Raw genomic sequence first — 20936 nt, forward strand, 5'->3', positions numbered from 1 at the left:
AGCGTCGAGGTGGATGGGCTGGCAGTCTGCGGCGCGGGCCGAGGTCCCCGGCAACAACCGGGGCGAATACGAGCGTACGCGGAAGCGGACGCACCCCTCCCCTTGGCCGCAGCGCAGTCCGTCGGAGGCCCTCTCTCCCTCGGCCGGTCCGCGGTGCGGGCCGCCCGACCGCCATCAGCAGCGACGTCTGGCACTGGTCACGAATCTACACCGATCGGCCCAGCGAACCCCAGCCCGGAGGGGCGATGCCGTGCGGTACCGGCCAGGGAGGGGGGGCGGAACGGCCGGTGATTCCCGGGGGCCGGGGCGCCGGCGACCGGCGTTCCCGCTGCTGGGGGCCGTTGCTCCGGAGGGGTTTGCTCGCGCCGGGACGTCATGCAGGATGCCTCGGAGCGCGGGAACATCTGCCCGGCCGCGCGCACGTTCGTAAGGAGAACCACGTGACCACCAGTCCAGCCGATCCCCCCACGAGCACGGGAAGGGGCGGGCACGGTCTGAAGCTGCTCGCAGTGACCGCCTGCCCGACCGGTATCGCCCACACGTACATGGCCGCGGAGAAGCTGACCCAGACGGCCCGGTCCCTCGGGCACGAGATCAAGGTGGAGACGCAGGGCTCCATCGGGGCTGAGAATGTACTGTCTGACAACGATGTCAGAGACGCGGATGGCGTCATCATCGCCGCGGACAAGGACGTCGACCGCAGTCGGTTCGTCGGCAAGAAGGTCTTGGCCGTCGGGGTCGCGGAGGGCATCCGTCATCCCGAGCAGCTGATCGAGCGCGTGCAGAGTGCGCCCGTGTACGGGGGCGAGCCGGGAGACGGGGCCGGCGGTGGCGCGGCTGCGGCTTCCGGGGGCGGCGGCACCGGTGGCGGCAAGGAGCGCAGCGTAGCGTACAAGGCGTTGATGAACGGCGTCAGTTACATGATCCCGTTCGTGGTGGTCGGCGGGCTGCTGATCGCGATCTCGCTGGCGGTGGGGGGTCATCCGACGCCCGAGGGGCTGAAGATCGCTCCGGGCTCGTTCTGGGAGGACGTCAACAACATCGGCACCATCGGCTTCCAGCTGATGGTGCCGATCCTGTCCGGCTATATCGCCTATGCGATCGGCGACCGGCCCGCGCTGGTGCCGGGCATGATCGGCGGCTGGATCGCCACCCATGGCGAGTTGTACGGCATGAAGGACGCGAGCGCCGGCTTCATCGGTGGCATCGTCACGGGCTTCCTGGCCGGGTACCTGGTCGTATGGATCAAGAAGGTCAAGGTCCCCAGGTTCGCCCAGCCGATCATGCCGATCATCGTGATCCCGATCGTGGCCACGACCGCGCTCGGGCTCTTCTTCGTCTACGTACTCGGCAAGCCGATCTCCTGGGTGTTCACCCATCTCACCGGCTGGCTCAGCGGCATGACCGGGACCAGCGCGATCGTGCTGGGGGCGATCCTCGGCCTGATGATCGCGTTCGACATGGGCGGGCCGGTCAACAAGACGGCGTTTCTGTTCGGTTCGGGTCTGATCGCCTCCGGAAACCAGACGGTCATGGGGATGTGCGCCGCCGCGATCCCGGTGATGCCGCTCGGTCAGGGGCTGGCCACGCTGATCCGTCGGCACCTGTACTCCGAGCAGGAGCGGGAGATCGGGATGGCGGCGCTGTTCATGGGGCTCTTCGGGATCTCGGAGGGCGCGATCCCGTTCGCCGCGGCGCGGCCCGCGCAGGTCATTCCGGCGAACATGCTCGGTGGCGCGGTGGCCGGTGCCCTCGCGGGGATGGCCGGGGTGGCGGACGCGGTGCCGCACGGCGGGCCGATCGTGGCGGTGCTGGGTGCGGTCGACGGGGTGCCGATGTTCTTCGTCGCCGTGGTGATCGGAGCGGTGGTGACGGCGCTGGCGACGGTGGCGCTGGTGGATGTCGCGGAGCGGAGGAAGAGCGGGGCGCGGGCCGGTACCGGGGGCGGTGCCGAGGTCATGGCCGGCGCTGACGCCGTGGTGACGGTCGGCGGGGCGTCGTTGGCGGTGGCGGAGCCGGTGACGGAGCCAGTAGTTGCGGGACCCGTGGCTGCGGGACCCGTGGCTGCCGGGGTCGGCGCGGGGGCCGGGGCTGAGGCTGCGGCCGGTGGCGCGTCCCGTACGGCGGTGGCGGTTGCCCCCGTCCCCGGGGCGACCGCTGCACCCGGGCAGGGGTCGGACGGTGAGGCCGTCGAGACCGATGGCGCCGAGATCGATGGCAACGATGTCAGCGGCGACGGTCAGGGCGCCGACGGCGACGGCGACAGCGACAGCGACAGCGATGACAGTGCCTCCTCCGTCGAGGTTCTCTCCGGCTATCTGACGGAGCAGACCGTCAAGACGCAGCTCGACGCCGACGGGAAGGAGGCGGCGATCCGCGAGATGGCCGAGCTGGCGGCCGGCACCGGCAAGGTGGCGGACGTCGACGAGCTGGTCCGGGTGGCGCTGGCGCGTGAGGCGCAGGGCACCACCGGGCTCGGTGAGGAGATCGCCATCCCGCACGCCAAGACGGACGCGGTGACGGCTCCGGTCGTCGGCTTCGCGCGGTCGGCGGACGGTATCGACTGGGGTTCGCTGGACGGCACGCTCGCCAAGCTGGTCTTCATGATCTCGGTACCGGAGGCAGCGGCCGGGGATGAGCATCTGCGCATCCTGGCGCTGCTGTCGCGGAAGCTGATGGATGCGGACTTCCGGGCGCGGCTCCAGGGTGCGGAGGACAAGACGGCGATTCTGCGCGTGCTCGGTGAGATCCACTAGGGACTGGGCGGGCATCCCGCGAGATCCACTAGGGCGGGGGCGAACGCATCCCGTAGGGGGTGCGAGCGCCCCCTCGGGGCCACAACGCGGTGGTCCGGGGGCGGTATTCCCGGTTCCTGTGGCCGACACGTGAGCAACAGCCCGGCACCTCACGGCGTGAGCAACAGCCCGGCGGCTCACGGCGTGAGCGACACCTCCTGTGACCGGCCACATGAGCGACATCCCTGTGGCCCCACATGTGATCGCCATTCCCAAGGCTCAGGTGATCGGCACTCCCGTGGCTCACCGCGCGATCGTGGCTCACCGCGCGATCGACGGGTCGTGGTCGATCGGCTTGGCGCCATACGGCGGTCGTGATCGATCCGCTTGGCGTCGCCATACGGGAGCGGCCCCCGCGCTCGTCGGGCGTCATACGGCAGCGGCCCCCGCGCTCGTCAGGAGTGCGGGGGCCGTTCGGTCGCGGGTGGTTCAGTGCTCGCTCGGCGTCTTCGACGGGTCGGTGCCCGCGGCGGCCGTGGCCTCGTTGTAGATGTCCGGCTCCAGGTAGATGACCCGGGCGATCGGCACGGCCTCGCGGATGCGGGCCTCGGCGGCGTTGATGGCCTCGGCGATCTGGGTGGCGGTGCCGTCGTGCTTGACCGCGATCTTGGCGGCGACCAGCAGCTCGTCGGGGCCGAGGTGGAGCGTGCGCATGTGGATGACACGGGTGACGACGTCGCCGTCGACGACCGCGGCACGGATCTGGGCGATCTGCTCGGGGCCGGCGGCCTCGCCCAGCAGCAGCGACTTGGTCTCGGCGGCCAGGATCAGAGCGATCAGCACCAGCAGCGCGCCGATGCACATCGTGCCGATGCCGTCCCAGATGCCGTCGCCGGTGGCGAGGGTGAGGCCGACGCCGCCCAGCGCGAGCACCAGACCGACCAGCGCGCCGAAGTCCTCCAGCAGGACGACCGGCAGCTCGGGGGCCTTGGCGCGGCGTACGAACTGGGTCCAGGTCTGCTTGCCGCGCAGCTCGTTGGACTCCTTGATCGCCGTACGGAAGGAGAAGCCCTCGGCAATGATCGCGAAGACCAGGACGCCGACCGGCCAGTACCAGTTGTCCAGCTTGTGCGGCTCGTGGATCTTCTCGTAGCCCTCGTAGAGCGCGAAGACGCCGCCGATGGTGAACAGGACGATGGAGACGAGGAAGCCGTAGATGTAGCGCTCGCGGCCGTATCCGAAGGGGTGCTCGGCGGTCGCCGCGCGCTTGGCCTTCTTGCCTCCGAGCAGCAGCAGGCCCTGGTTGCCGGAGTCCGCGATGGAGTGCACACCTTCGGCCAGCATCGAGGACGAGCCACTGAAGGCGAACGCCACGAACTTCGCTGCGGCAATCGCCAGGTTGGCGCCCAGCGCCGCAACGATCGCCTTTGTCCCGCCTGATGCGCTCATAAGTGCCGCATGTCCCTTCCGTCGTCCGGCTTTACCGCCGCTTTAATGCTGCTGCGGCGGTCATTGTTGCAGCCCGGTCCCCGGCAGCCGCCATGAGGCCACCTGACGGACAGCTTCCGGAACCCGGCGCGCGCTTCCGGTGAGCGGGGAGCCCTCCCGATGCGTGCGTGTCTGTATCCGCAGGTCCCGATGCGTGCCCGTCTGTGCCCGCAGGCCCCGATGCCTGTCCGTCTGTCTGTGTCCTCTGTGCCCGCCGGCCTGCCCCGTCCCGGCCCCCGGCAACGGCCGTCGGCCTGTCCGGCACCTCGGCAGGGGCCGCCGAACCTGACGAGGACGCCTCCTAGGGAGGGACCCCTAGGCCACCACCGTCGCGCGGAAGAGCGTGCCGTCCCCGGTGAGCGTGAGGTGCTCGCCGGCCCGTACGAAGGCGGACTCGCCGGGCGCCAGAGTCAGTTCGGAACCAGAACCGGAACCGGCTCCGGCATCGGCACCGTCCCCGGCATCGGCCCCGCCGTTCCGCAGCCGGACCGTGCCCGCCGTGCACAGCAGGATCTGCGGTGTACGGGAGACCAGCGGGCGCGGTGCGGCGCCGGGGGCCAGGGCGAAGCGGGAGAGCCGGAACTCGTCGATGGGGGTCTCGTAGATCTCCTCGCCGTCCACCGCCTCGGGGCGCAGCACGCCCGCGTCGCCGGCCTCGAAGCGGACCACCCGCAGCAGCTCCGGTACGTCGACGTGCTTGGGGGTCAGCCCGCAGCGCAGCACATTGTCCGAGTTGGCCATCAGCTCGACGCCGAGGCCGTTCAGGTAGGCGTGCGGGATGCCGGCGCCGAGGAACAGCGCCTCGCCGGGCTGGAGTTGGACGTGGTTGAGCAGCATGGCGGCGAGCACGCCGGGGTCACCCGGGTAGTGGTGGGCGATGCCCGCGTACGCGGCGTAGTCGTCGGCGTGCGGGCCGCCCTCGGCCGCCAGCCGGCCGGCGGCGACGGCGGCCCGCTCGACGGTGTCGGCGATCGCGTGGTGCTCGGCGCTCAGTACGGCGGTGAGCACCTCGCGCAGCGCGTTCTCTTCCGGGCTGGCGCGCAGGATGTCGACGTACGGCTTGAGGTCGTCGACGCCCAGGCCCGCCAGGAGGTCCGCGGCCTGCGCGGGGTGCCGGAAGCCGCACAGGCCGTCGAAGGGGGTGAGCGCGACGATCAGCTCGGGCTTGTGGTTGGCGTCCTTGTAGTTGCGGTGGCCGGCGTCGATCGGGACGCCGCGCCGCTCCTCGTCGGCGAAGCCCTCCTTGGCCTGTGCAAGGTCGGGGTGGACCTGGAGGGAGAGCGGCGAGCCCGCCGCGAGCAGTTTGAGCAGGAAGGGCAGCCGGGGGCCGAAGGCGCGGACGGCGTCGGCGCCGAGTTCGGCCTCGGGGGCGGCGTCGATGGCCTCGGCCAGGGAGACGGGGCCCGCGCCGCGGTCGATGCGGGAGGGGGCGCCGGGGTGGGCGCCCATCCACATCTCGGCCTGCGGTTCGCCGGTCGGTGCGGTGCCGAGGAGCTCCGGGAGGGCGGTGGTGGAACCCCAGGCGTAGGGGCGCACGGTGTTGGCGAGGCGGTCCATGGGGCTGCTGCTTCCTCAGGGTCGTACGTGGCTGCGGAGTCATGCGGCCGGTCCGCGGGTGCGGACCGGCCGTCAATGATCACTCGGTGCCGGCAAGCGCCAGGTAAACGGCGCCAAAATCCACGATGGCGAGTAGTTCCGCGGCCTTCTCCAGATCGCTGCCGGAGTCCGGTTCCAGTTCGCTGACGGCGGTGTCGCGCTCCTCGGCGAGCGCCTGGGCGGCGCGGGTGGCGGACAGCGGGCCCGGTTCCTGCTCGCGCAGCAGCACGACCCTGGCGTGCATCGCGGCGGGCTGCTCGACACGGTCGCGGAAGAAGTCGTCCGGGTCGGCGCCGGCGGCCAGGGCGCCGGCGAGCAGGGTGCGGTGGGTGGTGAGCGCCTCGGGGAGCTCGGCGGCGAGGGCGGGGCGTCCGGCGAGCCCGGCCAGCTCGGTGGCGAAGTGCCGGCCGACGGCGCCGGCGACGGTGCCTTCCGTCCAGATCAGCGGGAAGGAGTCGGCGAGTTCGGCGGCGAGCGTCTTGGCGGGGTTGGTGTACGTGGGGATGGCCGGGCCGCAGCGTTCGGCGAGCTGGTCGAGGCGGTCGGCGAGTTTGCCCAGGTCCTCCGGCGGGGCGCTGAGCAGGCCGATCCGGTCGGCGAGTGCGAGCAGCGGGATGAGCACCGACCAGAGGGTGCCGGGGGCGGCCGGCGGGGCGCCCTCGACGTCGAATTCGGCGTCGTAGGGGGTGGTCGCCAGCGGGACGGCGAGGCCGCGGGCCTGGATGACGGCGTCGGCGAGCGGGCCGCCGGCCGGGGTGACGGCGACGACGGCGCAGCCGCGGCGGTAGGCCTGCTCGACCAGCTCGGCGAGGCCGGGGTCGGCGGCGTCCGGGCCGGGGAGCAGCAGCAGGTCCAGGGGGCCGGCCCAGCCGGGCAGCGTCCAGCGCAGCGCGCCGGGCAGCGGTGCGACGCCCGTGGGCGGGATGAGGGTGACGGGGCAGCTGCCGCCGCCGAGGGCCCTGAGGAGGTCGGCGACACCGGCCGCGGCCGGGCCGGGCCCGGCGACGAGCACGGCGCGCGGCCGCCCGTCGGGGGTGAGTTCGGGGATGCCGGATTCGACGGCGCTGCGGGCGGCGGTACGGACCCGGGCGCCGGATTCGGCGACGCCGCGCAGCAGACCGAAGCGGTCTGCGCCCGCCAGTGCGTCAGGGGTGTCGAGGAGTGACTCGTCGAGCATGGTGGGCGCGGCCTCCGATCGCCGGTACGGGCGGGGGAACGCCGGGCGGTGCCGGGACGGGCCCGGCGGCGCCCGGTCAGGCGGGGCTGGGGGTGCCGCCCATGCCCTGCGGGCCATGGGGGCGGGCCTCGTCGACGAGGAGTACGGGGATGCCGTCCCGGACGGGGTAGGCGAGGCCGCAGTCGCCGGAGGTGCAGAGCAGCTCGGGGTCGGCGGCGGAATCCGCAGGGTCTCCGGTGCGGTCCTCGAGGGGAGCATGGCACGCCGGGCAGGCAAGGATCTGGATCAGGCTGGCGTCGACCGGCATGGAGACTGCTCCTTCGGGGTGGTTACGGCTTGGCCAGCGTACCGCCGGAGCGGGGGCTGAGGCGTGCTCGGCGGGATTCGGGGTGGTGGGAGGAGTGCCGGGCGGCAGGGACGGTGCTCCTGCCGCCCGGAGCCCACCGGAGCCGGCCTCCGGGCCGGGCGTCCGGCCCGGAGGCGACCGGTGCCGGGACTCAGGCGCGGATGATCGCCAGGGCCTCGTCGCGGGTCCGTTCGGCGGTCGCGGTGTCGCGGGCCTCGACGTTCAGCCGGAGCAACGGCTCGGTGTTGGAGGCGCGGACGTTGAACCACCAGTTGTCGGCGGTGACGGTCAGTCCGTCGAGTTCGTCGAGGGTGACGCCCTCGCGGTTCTCGTAGGCCGCCTTGATCGCGGCGAGCCGGCCGGCCTGGTCGTCGACGGTGCTGTTGATCTCGCCGGAGGCCGCGTAGCGGTCGTACTGCGCGACCAGCTGGGAGAGCGGTCCGTCCTGGCCGCCGAGGGCCGCCAGGACGTGCATCGCGGCGAGCATGCCGGTGTCGGCGTTCCAGAAGTCGCGGAAGTAGTAGTGCGCGGAGTGCTCGCCGCCGAAGATCGCGCCGGTCTTGGCCATCTCCTCCTTGATGAAGGAGTGTCCGACGCGGGTGCGGACCGGCTTGCCGCCGTTCTCCTTGACGACCTCGGGCACCGACCAGGAGGTGATCAGGTTGTGGATGACCGTGCCGCCGGGGTGCTTGGCCAGTTCGCGGGCGGCGACCAGGGCGGTGATCGCGGACGGGGTGACCGGGTCGCCGTTCTCGTCGACGACGAAGCAGCGGTCGGCGTCGCCGTCGAAGGCGAGGCCCAGGTCGGCGCCGGTCTCGCGCACCCGTGCCTGGAGGTCGACGATGTTCTTGGGATCCAGCGGGTTGGCTTCGTGGTGGGGGAACGAGCCATCCAACTCGAAGTACATCGCGTCCAGTTCGAGCGGCAGGCCCTCGAAGACGGTCGGGACGGTGTGCCCGCCCATGCCGTTGCCCGCGTCCACCACGACCTTCAGCGGGCGGATGCCGCTCAGGTCCACCAGGCCGCGCAGGTGGGCGGCGTAGTCGCCGAGGACGTCGCGCCGGGTGACGGTGCCCGGTTGGGCGGCCGGCTTCGGGGCGCCCTCGTCGGACCACCGCTCGACCAGCGCGCGGATGTCGGCGAGACCGGTGTCCTGGCCGACCGGCGCCGCGCCCGCCCGGCACATCTTGATGCCGTTGTACTGGGCGGGGTTGTGCGAAGCGGTGAACATGGCGCCGGGCAGGCCCAGTGCGCCGCTGGCGAAGTACAGCTCGTCGGTCGAGCAGAGACCGATCTCCGTGACGTCCGCGCCGCGGGCCGCGGCGCCGCGGGCGAAGGCCTCGGACAGGCCGGGCGAGGAGGGCCGCATGTCGTGCCCGATCACGATCGCGTCCGCGGCGGTGATCTCGGCGAAGGCCGCCCCGAACAGCTCGGCCAGCGTCTCGTCCCACTGGGTGGGGACGACGCCGCGCACGTCATACGCCTTCACGATCTGCGACAGATCAGTCACAGCCAGCCCTCCTGGAGAGTCTCTACGGACTTCCAACCTACCCGGGCCGCTCCGCCTGTGGGCCGTGCATCTCTGCCATTGCCGGGCGCGGCGCCGCTGCCGGCCGGGTCCGCCGTGCGGGGCGGGCGGCGGGGCGTCCCCGCGGGGTCGTTTGCGGGCCCAAGAGGGCAGCTCCGCTCAGGAGTCCGGCGAGCGCAGCACCCGTAGATGGCCTCGGCGGGCGACTTCCATGGGGTGGCTGTCGCGGTCCCCGGGGTGGGAGGCGCCGCCCGCGCCGGCGGCGCGTTCCTGGGGGCGGGCCGCCTCGCGTACGGCGTTCGCCAGGGCTTCGAGGTCGTCGCCGCTGGGGCGGGGCGGGCCGGAGTCGAGGGCGAGGCGGACAACTTCCCAGCCGCGGGGCGCGGTCAGCCGCTCGGAGTGCTCGGCGCACAGGTCGTAGCAGTGCGGTTCAGCGTAAGTGGCGAGCGGTCCGAGCACGGCGGTCGAATCCGCATAGACGTACGTCAGCGTTGCGACGGCGGGGCGGCCGCACGCAGTGCGCGAACAGCGACGTACAGGGCTCACGACGTTGGACGGTACCGCACTCTTGAGCGGGCCGCGACGACTCCGCCCAGGCTCACCCACCCGTGTCGTCCCGCTTCGTCCGATGCGTCTGACCTGCACCCGCTCGACCTGACCTGAGCCGGGCGCGCCGGGACGGACGGCGCGCGGCGAAGAATCCCGTCACGACTCGATGCATTTCCGGCCATTCCGACGTCGGTCCGCGATCTCATGCGGGGAGGCAAACGAACTCGACGCGGACAGGTCCGGTCAGCCGGCGACATGCCACGTCTTGCCGCGCTCCCCGGTGCCGAGCGGTGCTCGACGGCTACGCTCGATCCTGATGGACAGTCCCGTACCTCCCCGACCGGCACAGCCGCGGACCCGCCGCCGCGACCGCCACGGCCGCGGCATGCGCGGCCCCATCGCGCCGCCCCAGGTGCCGCTGTCGGTGACCCGTGCCGACGCGTTCGTGGATCTCGTCTACGACTCCCGGGACCGGCTGGAGCGGCGCTGGACGCAGCTCTCCCAGGTCGACTTCCTGGTCCTGGAGGTGCCCGGTTTTGGGCCGGACGACGGGGCGGAGGCGGAGACCGACGAGGAGACGGTGCCGCTGGGGCGGGTGGTGCCGGCCGCGGGCGGATATCGCGACCGGATCGTGATCTACCGCAGGCCGGTGGAGATCCGTACGAAGAGCCGCGACGAGCGGGCGCTGCTGGTTCATGAGGTGGTGGTCGAGCAGGTCGCCGAACTGCTCGGGCTGGCCCCGGAGTCGGTGGACCCGCGCTACGGCCAGGAGTGAGGCCGGCGCGCGGGTCCGTGGAGGCGGCTGCGGTCAGTTCGTGAGGACCGACAGATCCTGGCCGGCGGTCGGGACGAGGACCGAGCCCCGGTCGTCGGGCAGCGGCTGGACGGTGAAGGCGGGCAGCCCGCCCTGGGGCCGGGCGAGCATGCGGGCCGCATAGACGGGACCGCTGCCGGATTCCGGCTCCACCGTCAGGGCGTAGCTGCCCTTCACGCCCGCCGGGCGGGGCGGGGCGATGTCGAGGCTGGTGCCGCCCTTGACCGTGTACGTCTTGGTCACCGGGGTCCCGCCGCCGCTGCCGGCCGACGCGGTGACCTTCACCTTGGCGTCCTTGCCCTTCTCGGGCGCGACCAGCGAAAGGGTGCTGTCCTTGCCGCGGTTGTCGACGACGGTGGCGCGCTTCTCGACCGGCCGGGTCGCGGGGATGAACGCCATCTCCTGCTTGTCGCCCTTGCCGCGGGTCACCCGCAGCGCGGCCGCGACCGGGACCTTGGAGCCGCTGTCGGAGGGCGTCAGCACCAGTGAGCCGGCCTCGCCCTTGGTCAGGTCCTTGAGGTCCACCGCCGTGGTCATCCCGCTCTTGAGGTGCAGGGTCTCCACCCCGGCGGGGGTGATCATCCCGGTCGGGGTGGCCAGTTGCACCTTGAGGTCGGCATCGGCCTCGCCGGGGGCGAGCGCGACCAGCCGTACGGAGGTGGCGTCCTTGGGGATGCCGGGCAGCACCACGCGCGGCGACGGGTCCGCAGCGGCCGGCAGCCAGTCACTGCCGAGCTTGCCGTCGCTCGCCTGGACGGCGGCGCCGACCCGGCCCTCGCGGGCGACGACGTGCAGGGACGCGTTGGTGGTGGGGGCGCCGGTCAGGGTGGAGAGCAGGACGGGGACCGTGGTGTGCGGCGGGACGGAGATGTCCTCGCCGGCCGAGCCCCCCAACCCCCCGTCCTTGCCGCGCAGTTCGAGGTCGACGACGGCGGGGGTCGAGTCGGGGTTGGTGAGGTGGACATAGTCCTGGCGGTCCGTGGCGGTGCTGACGCCGGGGAACCAGAACGTGGTGTCGGGGGTGGTGCAGCTCAGGCCGAGGAGGCCGCGGCCCGCGCCGGCGGCGACCGAGGTGGTCTGCTGGACCGTCCAGCCGGGGGCGAGGGCGCCGTCCGCCGTTCCCACGAGGGCGGGGGCGTCGGGCCGGTCGGTGGTCGCGGTGACCGGCCGGCCGGCCTCCCGGAGGGGCACGACGGGCTTGGTGTCCCGGGGCGGGACGGCCTGCCCGGCGGCGGAGTCCGCACCGCTGCCCTTGCCCTTGCCGCCCTTGGGGTTCTTCTTGCCCTTGCCCTTGCCGTCCGCGGCCCCGGCGGCGTCCTGGACGGTCCCGGCGGGCAGCAGCTGGGCGGAGCCCTTCTTGCCGTCCGCGCCGGCGGCGGCTCCCTTGGGCGCGAAGGCGGTGTAGGCGGTCTCGCCGACCTCGGAGGAGGTCGGGGCCGGGCAGAGCAGCGCGGAGCGCTGGACGGGCAGCCGGGTGCTGCCGCGGGGCGCGTCCTGGCCGCCGCCGTCCGGGCCGGCCACGGCGGCGACGCCGGTGACGGCGGCCAGCGCGACGGCCACGCCGGTCAGGGACATCATGGTGCGCTTCACTGCTGGTCGCTCCCGTCACGGCGCGGCTCGGGGTAGGAGCCGGAGTACCCCGGGTACTCGGTGCCGTCGTCGTAGGGCTGCTGGTGCTGCGGTCCGCCGTCGCCGTACTGCTGCTGCCCGTACCCGTACGGGTCGTAGGCGCCCGCCTGGTAGGGGTCCGCGGCGTACGGGTCGGCGGCTTGGTAGGGGCCGGCCTGCGGGTAGGGCTGCCGGCCGTACTGCCCGGCCTGGTAGGGCTCGGCGGGCGCGTAGGGCTGCTGGTCGGCCGGGTGGGCCGGCGGGACGGGCCCGCCCTGCTGGGCGGCCTGCCAGTCGTCGTACGACGGCTGCTGCGGCACCGCCCCGTACGGGTCGGCGTCACCCATGGGCGCAGCGGCCTGCGGCACGCCCTCGGCCCCCTGGCCGGGGACCGCCGCGTCCATCGGGCCCGCCGGGTCGAGCGGCTGCTCGCCCGCACGGGCCGCGGGGATGCCGGGCCCGGCCGCCTCGGGGGTGCCGGCGGCCTCGGCCTGCGCCCGCAGACGCCGCGCCCGGCGGCCGTCGCCGGTCACCGCGGCGGCCTGCGCGGCGGCCGTGTCCTCGGGCAGATCGTCGTCGATCTCCCGGCGGCGGCCCGGCAGCGCCAGGACCACCAGGAAGAGGGCGAGCAGCCCCTGCGCCCACAGCCAGAGGGTGTGGCCGATCGGGTTCTCATGGGTGAGGTCGAGGGTGCCGCCGCCCGCGGGGAGCGTGAAGCCCTGGGCCCAGCCGTCGACCTTCAGCGGCTTGAGCGGGGTGCCGTTGAGCGTGGCCTGCCAGCCCTCGTCGGCGGCGTCGGCGAGACGCAGCACCCGGCCGTCGGCGCCGTCGGGCACCTTGGTGTGCGCCTCGACCGGGCCGGACGGTACGGCGAGGGGCGCGGCGGCCTCGCCCGCGCTGGTGCCGTCCTTGGCCTCGCCCGCGACGATCGAGACCCGCGAGACCCGCCGGTCGACACGCCACAGGGCGCTGCCGTCGTCCTGGCTGAGCCGGGTCAGCCCCGGGGTCGAGTCGAGCACCCGGCCCATTTCGCGCGGCGCCCCGTCCCTGACCAGGATGTAGCGCACCGCGTAGCCGCCGAGCTGGTTGGTCTGGTCGGCGCCGGACCCGGCCACGAGGTGGGCGACGATGCCGCCGAGCCGCTTGTCCTCACCCGCCGCGGCGGCCAGATCGGCGTCACCGAGCCGGGCGCCGGAGCCTCGGACGAGGGAGTAGTCGACATGGCCCGGCTTGCCGTCGAGGACCAGGGTGCGGGCCCGGTCGGCGGTGCCGGACTCCTCGGCGACGAAGGCCGGGACCTGCTCCGGGGTGCGCCGCTCCAGCGGTCCGGCCGCGCCGGTGATCATCCAGCTGACGGCGGCGACGAGCGGGGCGAGCACGGACGCCAGCGCGATCAGCACGGCGACCGGCTGCTTCCAGCCGAAGCCGAGGTTGGCCATCCGGGTGCGGATGCCCTCGGCGCCGATCGCGGCGGCGCACAGCAGCGCCAGGCCGTAGACGAGCATCGCGGGCCCGGTCCAGCCTGAGCCGTTGCCCAGCGCCGCGAGCAGCAGCCCGGTCAGGGCCACCGTCCAGGCGGTACGGATCGCGCGCTGCCGCTGGTCGCGCAGCGTCGCGGCGAGCGCGGCCAGCACGATCCCGAAGAGCAGCACCCCGCCGACGGCCTTGGGGCCGCCGGGGCTGAGCCCGATGAGGTCGAGCACGGAGGCGGAGCCGGCGCCGTAGTCGAGCCCGGCTTCCTGGAAGAAGCGGGACGGCTGGGTCAGCAGCGACAGCGACCAGGGGGCGAGCACGACGAGCGGGGCGAGGAGCACGACCAGGAAGCGCAGCCCGTGGGCGGCCAGCTGATCGCGGCTGCCGTCCAGGAGGCGCAGCACCAGCAGCCCGATGCCGAGCAGCACCGCGATGGGCCAGACGACCGGGGTGAAGGCCATGGTGAAGGTGACCAGCAGCGCATACGCCCAGGTGGCGCGCCAGCTGGGCCGCACGCCCGCCGGCAGCCGCAGTCCGCTCGCCGCGACGGCGGCACGCGCCATCAGCGGCAACAGGATGGCGAGCACCGCGGTGCCCAGCCGGCCGCCGGCCAGCGCTCCGGCGGCCGCGGGCAGGAAGGCGTACGCGATGCTCCCCCAGGCCCGCAGCAGCCGGGAGGCGACCAGCGGGCGGGAGGCGAAGTAGGCGGTGAGGCCGGCCAGCGGGACGGAGCAGACCAGCAGCAGGGTCACGGCGAAGCCGGTGCTGCCGAAGAAGATGCTCGACACCAGGGCGACGATCGCCAGGTAGGGCGGCGCGGAGGCGCTGCCACCGACCCCGACCGCATGCCAGCTGTCGAGGTACGCCGACCACAGGTCGGACACGCTGCCGGGCGCGGGCAGCATCGCACCGCCGGTCAGCGCGCCGGAGCCGAGCAGCCCGCGGCAGGCGACCAGCGAGACCAGCAGCAGCAGGACGAAGAGCACCGGTGCGGGCTTGCGGGCGATCCGCTTGAGCCGGGCGAACTGCTCGATCTCCAGGAAGTCGGCGTCGTCGCCGCCGGGCCCTGACTCGACCGCGCCGTGCCGGCCGGCCGAGGCCACATCCGGTGCGGCCCGCCCGGCGAGGTTGCCGGCGACCTGCTCGGCGGTGGCCCGCACGGTCGCGCCCGGTGGCGGGAAGAGCGGCCGCAGTTCGCTCGTATCGACCGCGGGGCGGCCTCTCTTCTTGCGTGCGGCGAGGATCTTGCCGGGCCGCAGCAGGGTGCCGAAGAGCCCGGCGAGCTCGTCGAGCGCCTGGCCCGGGACCTTGCCGACGAGGTAGGCGATGACCCGCAGGACGGTGCCGAGCAGCAGCCGCAGCAGGACGTACGGGAGGATCGCGCCGCGGGTGTTGGTGAGCAGCGTGTAGACGGCACCGGCCTTGTCGACGCGGTGCGGGTTGGCGACCGAGCGGCCGACGCAGTCGATGGGGCGGCGCTCGCGGGCGGCGGCCTCGGCGTGCCGCAGGATCGCGTCCGGCGCGACCAGGACCTGGTGTCCTGCTGCCTGGGCGCGCCAGCACAGGTCGACGTCGTCGCGCATCAGCGGCAGCCGGCGGTCGAAGCCGCCCAACTCCTCGTAGACGTCACGGCGGATGAGCATGCCGGCGGTGGAGACGGACAGCACGGGACGGACCTGGTCGTGCTGGCCCTGGTCCTGTTCGCGGCGGTCCAGGCCGGTCCAACGGCGGCCGCTGCGGGCGATGCTGACCCCGGCTTCGAGCAGCTGCCGGCGGTCGTACCAGCTGCGCAGCTTGGGGCCGACGATGACGGTGGACGGGCTGGCGTCGGCGACCCGCAGCAGCTCGGCGAGCGCGTCCGGCTCGGGCGCGCAGTCGTCGTGCAGCAGCCACAGCCACTGGACCGGTTCGCCGTGCGGCAACTCCGGCATGTCGTACGCCTCGTCGCGCCAGGTCCGGCTGACCGGGTCCCAGCCGCTGGGCCGGCGCAGGTACGGCAGATCGTCGGGGGTGAGCTCGGGGGCCGTGCGGACGGCCTCGTCGACGGCGGTGCCGAATCCGGAGCGGCGGGCGAGGTGCAGCACCCGCTGGTCCCCGATGGCCTCCGCGAGCAGCTGGGCGGAGTGGTCCGCGCTGCCGGTGTCGGCGCCGATGACGTTCTGCACCGGGCGCTCCTGGCCGAGCAGGCCGCCGAGCGCGTCGGGCAGCCAGCGGGCACCGTCATGGGAGACGATCACGGCGGTGACGACGTGCCGCGGGAACTCTGGGGTGGCGGCTGCATATGAGGCGGCCTGGGCCGCCGACTGGCTGTGCACGGACATCGAGGTACGGGCCCTCCGGACCCGGGAGTTCGAAGGCCCGCGGCGAAGTCTGGGCCCCCGCCCCCGGAAGACACTGCGACGGACTACGAGGCGACGCGCGCGCACTGTAGGGCGGCGGCGCATCTCGGACGGGGCCCCACACTAATGGTTCGCGCCGGTGCCCCGACCGGGTCCGTGCACAGCAGTCCGCCTCCGGCGCACGAGTCGCTGGAGGCGGAGTGTTCGCTATAGGGGGATATGGGGAGTTGGGGTGGCACGGCGGCGTGGTCCGTGAGGCCGCGCCCGGTCGGTCCGGCCGGCTGCGCTGTCATCGTCAGACGGCGGCCTTCTTCAGCCGGCGCCGCTCGCGCTCGGACAGGCCGCCCCAAATACCGAAGCGCTCGTCGTTGGCGAGCGCGTACTCAAGGCATTCGGACCGGACTTCGCAGGCGAGACAGACCTTCTTGGCCTCGCGGGTGGAGCCACCCTTCTCCGGGAAGAAGGACTCGGGGTCGGTCTGGGCGCACAGTGCGCGCTCCTGCCAGCCGAGCTCCTCATCCGCCTCCTCGACCAGCAATTCCTGGAACAGCTCGGTCATGTGCGCCCCTCGTCTGTCTTTACGTCCCCGTGATCAAGCCGTGATCGATTTCGGCTGAACGACACGAGTGAAATTACAAGTGTGGTGATCCGGGCCAGTCAAGCCGAGATCTGCTATTGGGCCTCTTATTCACTCGGCGGAACCAAGCGTATGCGGAAAGTGTTCAAATCAGTAAAAACCAGGACACTTCCCAGGGCGTGCCACCTGGCACATCCTCGTTGCTCACCAAGACGCAATCAGGCGGCATTCACGTTGCACCCCGCGCGCCGAAGCGGGGGAGATCACAGACGGATCACGGGGCCGCAACGGCGTTTGAAGGTGCGGTTGCCGGTCGATGTCTCCGTGCCAACGACTGCACAAACCTTTCTCCGGGCGGAGTAACCGGATGAGGTGAAAGATTTACGGCAAACCAGTCATCCAGTTGACATCGCCGCGCGAACCCGGTCTCCTTGACCCCATGCCAGTGACCCCCGCGCTCCGACTGACCCGTGCCTACGGGTCGCTCTGCGCTGCGCAGGCTCGCTGTCGCTGTTCCAGCTGTTGAAGCCACTGAGCTCCAGCCTTCTCGCTCGCACCACCCCCGCAGCGCTTCTGCTCCGCGTCGCCGCGCCGCGCCCCCCCCAGGGAGCGCCCGCGCCGTGCCGCAGCCCTCCCCCAGCACTTTTGCCGAGGAACCCGAAACCCCATGAACAGCGACGTCCAGATCGCCGGCGACCCGCTCGCCATCCCTCACCTGCTGCCGCCCGTCCCCGCCCACCCGGCCACCGTCGCCGGCTTCGCGGGACTGGCCCGCTCGCTCGCCGCCGACCGCGCCGCCTGGGCCCCGCTCGTCCGCTACGACACCACCACCCGCTGGTACCACCGGCTCCGTACCGGCCCCGGCTACGAGGTGTGGCTGCTGAGCTGGGTGCCGGGCCAGGGCAGCGGCCGGCACGACCACGGGGCGTCCTCCGGTGTGCTGACCGTCCTGGAAGGCGAGTTGACCGAGCACACCGAGGCCGGGCCCCGCACGCTCACGGCCGGCGCCCAGCGGGTGTTCGCCCCGGGGTACGTCCACGAGGTCGTCAACGACGCGCTGGCGCCCGCGGTCAGCCTGCACGTCTACTTCCCGGGCCTGACCAATATGCCGATGCACCCCAGCCAGGCCACGGTCTCCGGGGGCGCGGCGGCCCCGTCCGAGGTACTGGCCCCCTGACACCCGGTCGCCGGCCCCTGCCATGCTGGGGCCATGCGAATCGTGGTTCTGGCCGGCGGTATCGGCGGCGCCCGCTTTCTGCGGGGACTGAAGGCAGCGGCTCCGGACGCGGACCTCACCGTCATCGGCAACACCGGCGACGACATCCATCTGTTCGGGCTCAAGGTGTGTCCCGACCTCGACACCGTGATGTACACGCTCGGCGGCGGCATCAATGAGGAGCAGGGCTGGGGCCGGACCGACGAAACCTTCCGGGTGAAGGAGGAGTTGGCCGCCTACGGCGTCGGCCCCGAGTGGTTCGGGCTCGGCGACCGGGACTTCGCCACCCACATCGTGCGGACCCAGATGCTGGGCGCCGGATATCCGCTCAGCGCCGTCACCGAGGCGCTGTGCGCGCGCTGGAAGCCCGGCGTCCGGCTGCTGCCGATGTCCGACGACCGGGTCGAGACCCATGTCGCGATCGACGACGAGGACGGCGAGCGCAAGGCGGTCCATTTCCAGGAGTACTGGGTGCGGCTGCGCGCCTCGGTGCCGGCGCATGCCGTGGTGCCGGTCGGCGCGGACCAGGCCAAGCCCGCACCGGGCGTGCTGGAGGCCATCGCGGAGGCGGACGTGGTGCTGTTCCCGCCGTCCAACCCGGTGGTCAGCATCGGGACGATCCTGGCGGTGCCGGGCATCCGTGAGGCCATCGCGGACGCCGGGGTGCCGGTGGTCGGTCTCTCGCCGATCGTCGGCGACGCCCCCGTGCGCGGGATGGCGGACAAGGTGCTGGCGGCGGTGGGCGTGGAGGCGACCGCCTCGGCCGTGGCCCGCCACTACGGCTCCGGGCTGCTGGACGGCTGGCTGGTCGACTCCGTCGACGCGGACGCCGTGGCGGAGGTCGAGGCGGCCGGGATCCGCTGCCGGGCCGTGCCGCTGATGATGACGGACCTGGACGCGACGACCGCGATGGTGCGCGAGGCGCTGGCCATGGCCGAGGAGGTCCGGGCGTGAACGGCGCCGCCCAGGTGCCCGCGTACCGGGTGTGGGCGCTGCCGGGGGTGCCCGAGGTGCAGCCGGGCGATGACCTCGTCAAGCTGGTCGTCGCGGCGGCCACCGCCGACGGCCTGCCCCAACTCGCCGACGGCGACGTGCTGTTGGTGACCTCGAAGATCGTCAGCAAGGCCGAGGGACGGGTGGTCGAGGCCACCGACCGCGAGGCGGCGATCGACCGGGAGACGGTACGGGTGGTGGCCCGGCGCGGCCCGCTGCGGATCGTCCAGAACCGGCAGGGCCTGGTGATGGCCGCGGCCGGCGTCGACGCCTCCAACACTCCTTCGGGGACGGTGCTGTTGCTGCCTGAGGACCCGGACGCCTCGGCGCGCGCCCTGCGGGCGGGCCTGCGCACCGCGCTCGGCGTCGAGGTCGGCGTCGTCATCAGCGACACCTTCGGGCGGCCGTGGCGCAACGGCCTCACCGATGTCGCCATCGGGGCGGCCGGGGTGCGGGTGCTGGACGATCTGCGCGGCGGGACGGATGCGTACGGCAATCCGCTCAGCGCGACGGTGGTGGCCACCGCCGACGAACTGGCCGCCGCGGGCGACCTGGTGAAGGGCAAGGCCGCCGGGCTGCCGGTCGCGGTGGTGCGCGGCCTGCCCCATGTCGTCGAGGAGGCGGGCGACGGCGACGGGGCGCGCGCGATGGTGCGCGGCGCCGAGGACGACATGTTCCGGCTGGGCACCTCGGAGGCCGTCCGCGAAGCGGTGACGACGCGGCGTACGGTCCGCGCCTTCACCGGTGAACCGGTCGATCCGGGGGCGGTCCGGCGCGCGGTGGCGGCGGCGCTCACGGCCCCGGCGCCGCATCACACCACGCCCTGGCGGTTCGTCCTCCTGGAGTCGCCGCAGACCCGGGCGCGGCTGCTGGACGCGATGCGGGACGCCTGGATCGCGGATCTGCGCGCCGACGGCAAGTCGGAGGAGTCCATCGCCAAGCGGGTGCGGCGCGGCGAGGTGCTGCGCAGCGCGCCGTATCTGGCGGTGCCGTGCATGGTGCTGGACGGGTCGCACGACTACCCCGACGCGCGGCGGAGCGCGGCGGAGCGGGAGATGTTCGTCGTGGCCCACGGCGCGGGGATCCAGAACTTCCTGGTCGCGCTGGCGGGCGAACGTCTGGGCTCCGCCTGGATCTCGTCGACGATGTTCTGCCGGGACGTGGTCCGCGACGTGCTCGGGCTTCCCGCGGACTGGGAGCCGATGGGGGCGGTGGCCGTCGGACATCCGGCGGCGGCACCGGCGCCACGTCCGGCGCGGGACGCCGACGACTTCGTCGTCGTGCGGTGATCCGTCGTCGTGTGCTGATCCGTCGTGGCGCGGTGATCCGTCGTCATGCGTCGATCCGTCTCGTGTGCGGATCCGGGAGCGTGCGCTGATCCGTGAACGTGTGCGGCTCCGTCATCGCGCGCTGATCCGTCATCGTGCGGTGGTCCGTCGTCGTGCATTGATCCGTCTCGTGTGCGGATCCGGGAGCGTGCGCTGATCCGTGAGCGTGTGCGGGTCCGCGAGCGTGCGCGGATCCGTCATCGCGCACTGATTCCGTCATCGTGCGCCGGACCGCGCCGTCGCTGCGGGTCAGAGCCGGGCGATGTCCCCCACGGGGAACCGCGGGGCGCGGCGCGGCGGGACGCGGCCGGACAGCAGGATCAGCCTGGCCGCGCGGTGCCGCTGGCCCTCGTAGGGGGCGAGGAGTTCGAGCATCTCCTCGTCGGTGGTGCCGCGCCGGCCGGTGAGGGCAAAGCCGATGATCTTCGGCAGATGGAGATCGCCGACCGTGATCGCGTCCGGCGCGCCGAGGGTGCGCTGGAGGGTCTCGGCGGCCGTCCACGGGCCGATGCCCGGTATCGCCGTCAGCCGGCGGGTGGCGTCCGCGAGGTCCATCCGCGCGGCCTCCTCCATCCGGCGGGCGGCCCGCACCGCGCGCAGGATCGTGGACGAGCGCTTGGCGTCGACACCCGCGCGGTGCCACTCCCAGGAGGGGATCAGCGCCCAGCCGCGCGGGTCCGGCATCACCCGCATCCGCTCCCAGGGGCCGGGGGCGGGCTCGCCGTGCCGCTGGAGCAGGAGCCGCCAGGCGCGGTAGGCCTCGTCGCTGGTGACCTTCTGCTCCAGGACCGAGGGGATCAGCGACTCCAGGACCAGGCCGGTCCTCGCCAGCCGGACGCCGGGATGGCGGCGGCGGGCCTCATGGACGATGCGGTGCCGGGCGGTCAGCTGCGCCGGGTCGTCGGACTCCCCCAGCAGGTCGGGGAGGTGCGCCAGCAGCCAGTCGGCACCCGGCCCCCAGGCCTCCGCCTCGACGCTGCCGGCGGCCGGGCGGGCCGCGACGCGCAGTGTGCCGGGGCCCTGGGGCGTACGGCAGGCCCGCCACAGTTCGCCGCCGCGCACCGCGAACGCGGGGTCGCCGGGACCGCGCTGGAGCACACCAAGGGTGCGGTGCAGGTCGAACGGGCCGGGCGGCAGCCAGGTACGGGCGGGCATGCGGCCAGGTTAGG

The 20936-nt window shown here is 73.3% G+C and carries 15 protein-coding genes; 5 read left to right on the forward strand and 10 right to left on the reverse strand.

The genetic code is table 11. The features are described 5' to 3' along the window. Positions 1–509: 509 nt before the first annotated feature. Entirely contained in the window at positions 510–2756 is a 2247-nt protein-coding gene (locus M8I34_RS24760) for a fructose-specific PTS transporter subunit EIIC (RefSeq protein ID WP_374210984.1), read from the forward strand. A 468-nt stretch (positions 2757–3224) separates the two neighbouring features. On the opposite strand, the gene M8I34_RS24765 is transcribed toward M8I34_RS24760, so the two are convergent. From M8I34_RS24765 to M8I34_RS24790, 6 genes are all read right to left on the reverse strand, one after another. Next, a complete protein-coding gene (locus M8I34_RS24765; protein WP_250052577.1) occupies positions 3225–4184 on the reverse strand; it encodes a cation diffusion facilitator family transporter in 960 nt (319 codons plus the stop codon). A 354-nt stretch (positions 4185–4538) separates the two neighbouring features. Next, complete coding sequence (gene manA / locus M8I34_RS24770; protein WP_250052579.1) at positions 4539–5780, reverse strand: mannose-6-phosphate isomerase, class I; 1242 nt, start codon at positions 5778–5780, stop codon at positions 4539–4541. A gap of 79 nt (positions 5781–5859) precedes the next feature. Continuing rightward, positions 5860–6996 (reverse strand): SIS domain-containing protein, encoded by a 1137-nt coding sequence (locus M8I34_RS24775; RefSeq protein WP_250052581.1) that lies wholly within the window; start codon positions 6994–6996, stop codon positions 5860–5862. Positions 6997–7072: 76 nt separating this feature from the next. Next, positions 7073–7303, reverse strand: a complete 231-nt coding sequence (locus tag M8I34_RS24780) for a Trm112 family protein (protein ID WP_250052583.1) — start codon at positions 7301–7303, stop codon at positions 7073–7075. Between the two features lie 190 nt (positions 7304–7493). Next, positions 7494–8852, reverse strand: coding sequence for a phosphomannomutase/phosphoglucomutase (locus M8I34_RS24785; protein ID WP_250052585.1), 1359 nt, complete (start codon positions 8850–8852; stop codon positions 7494–7496). A 177-nt stretch (positions 8853–9029) separates the two neighbouring features. After that, positions 9030–9476 carry a DUF3499 domain-containing protein gene (locus M8I34_RS24790; protein WP_250052588.1) on the reverse strand — a complete coding sequence of 149 codons (447 nt, stop codon included), beginning with the start codon at positions 9474–9476 and terminating at the stop codon, positions 9030–9032. Positions 9477–9735: 259 nt separating this feature from the next. On the opposite strand from M8I34_RS24790, the gene M8I34_RS24795 reads away from it, so the two are divergent. Beyond that, positions 9736–10194, forward strand: a complete 459-nt coding sequence (locus M8I34_RS24795) for a metallopeptidase family protein (RefSeq protein ID WP_250052590.1) — start codon at positions 9736–9738, stop codon at positions 10192–10194. 33 nt (positions 10195–10227) lie between these two features. On the opposite strand, the gene M8I34_RS24800 is transcribed toward M8I34_RS24795, so the two are convergent. The 3 genes from M8I34_RS24800 to M8I34_RS24810 form a co-directional block, all read right to left on the reverse strand. After that, positions 10228–11823 carry a DUF5719 family protein gene (locus tag M8I34_RS24800; RefSeq protein WP_250052592.1) on the reverse strand — a complete coding sequence of 532 codons (1596 nt, stop codon included), beginning with the start codon at positions 11821–11823 and terminating at the stop codon, positions 10228–10230. After that, a complete protein-coding gene (locus M8I34_RS24805) occupies positions 11820–15635 on the reverse strand; it encodes a glycosyltransferase (RefSeq protein ID WP_250052594.1) in 3816 nt (1271 codons plus the stop codon). The genes M8I34_RS24800 and M8I34_RS24805 overlap by 4 nt, the downstream gene beginning before the upstream one ends. 313 nt (positions 15636–15948) lie before the next feature. After that, the gene (locus M8I34_RS24810; RefSeq protein ID WP_003983763.1) at positions 15949–16212 is read right to left on the reverse strand and encodes a WhiB family transcriptional regulator; all 264 of its coding nucleotides are present in this window, start codon (positions 16210–16212) and stop codon (positions 15949–15951) included. Positions 16213–16897: 685 nt separating this feature from the next. On the opposite strand from M8I34_RS24810, the gene M8I34_RS24815 reads away from it, so the two are divergent. From M8I34_RS24815 to M8I34_RS24825, 3 genes are read left to right on the forward strand one after another with little or no spacing between them, the layout of a single operon-like run. Further along, positions 16898–17407, forward strand: a complete 510-nt coding sequence (locus M8I34_RS24815; protein WP_250052596.1) for a cysteine dioxygenase family protein — start codon at positions 16898–16900, stop codon at positions 17405–17407. Positions 17408–17440: 33 nt separating this feature from the next. Then, positions 17441–18400, forward strand: a complete 960-nt coding sequence (cofD, locus tag M8I34_RS24820; protein WP_250052598.1) for a 2-phospho-L-lactate transferase — start codon at positions 17441–17443, stop codon at positions 18398–18400. After that, positions 18397–19728 carry a coenzyme F420-0:L-glutamate ligase gene (locus M8I34_RS24825; RefSeq protein WP_250052600.1) on the forward strand — a complete coding sequence of 444 codons (1332 nt, stop codon included), beginning with the start codon at positions 18397–18399 and terminating at the stop codon, positions 19726–19728. Before cofD ends, M8I34_RS24825 begins: the two co-directional genes overlap by 4 nt. A gap of 288 nt (positions 19729–20016) precedes the next feature. Here the strand turns inward: M8I34_RS24825 and M8I34_RS24830 are convergent, their stop codons facing one another. Beyond that, positions 20017–20922, reverse strand: coding sequence for a DNA-3-methyladenine glycosylase (locus M8I34_RS24830; RefSeq protein WP_250052602.1), 906 nt, complete (start codon positions 20920–20922; stop codon positions 20017–20019). Positions 20923–20936: the final 14 nt, after the last annotated feature.

The organism is Streptomyces sp. MCA2, from assembly GCF_023544705.1.
Taxonomy (GTDB): domain Bacteria; phylum Actinomycetota; class Actinomycetes; order Streptomycetales; family Streptomycetaceae; genus Streptomyces; species Streptomyces decoyicus.

What these genes read in the sequence shown, in the direction of transcription:
- M8I34_RS24765 (WP_250052577.1), bottom strand. Translation starts at nt 4,184, where the DNA reads ATGAGCGCATCAGGCGGGACAAAGGCGATCGTTGCGGCGCTGGGCGCC.
- manA (WP_250052579.1), bottom strand. Translation starts at nt 5,780, where the DNA reads ATGGACCGCCTCGCCAACACCGTGCGCCCCTACGCCTGGGGTTCCACC.
- M8I34_RS24775 (WP_250052581.1), bottom strand. Translation starts at nt 6,996, where the DNA reads ATGCTCGACGAGTCACTCCTCGACACCCCTGACGCACTGGCGGGCGCA.
- M8I34_RS24780 (WP_250052583.1), bottom strand. Translation starts at nt 7,303, where the DNA reads ATGCCGGTCGACGCCAGCCTGATCCAGATCCTTGCCTGCCCGGCGTGC.
- M8I34_RS24795 (WP_250052590.1), top strand. Translation starts at nt 9,736, where the DNA reads ATGGACAGTCCCGTACCTCCCCGACCGGCACAGCCGCGGACCCGCCGC.
- M8I34_RS24805 (WP_250052594.1), bottom strand. Translation starts at nt 15,635, where the DNA reads ATGTCCGTGCACAGCCAGTCGGCGGCCCAGGCCGCCTCATATGCAGCC.
- M8I34_RS24810 (WP_003983763.1), bottom strand. Translation starts at nt 16,212, where the DNA reads ATGACCGAGCTGTTCCAGGAATTGCTGGTCGAGGAGGCGGATGAGGAG.
- M8I34_RS24815 (WP_250052596.1), top strand. Translation starts at nt 16,898, where the DNA reads ATGAACAGCGACGTCCAGATCGCCGGCGACCCGCTCGCCATCCCTCAC.
- cofD (WP_250052598.1), top strand. Translation starts at nt 17,441, where the DNA reads ATGCGAATCGTGGTTCTGGCCGGCGGTATCGGCGGCGCCCGCTTTCTG.
- M8I34_RS24830 (WP_250052602.1), bottom strand. Translation starts at nt 20,922, where the DNA reads ATGCCCGCCCGTACCTGGCTGCCGCCCGGCCCGTTCGACCTGCACCGC.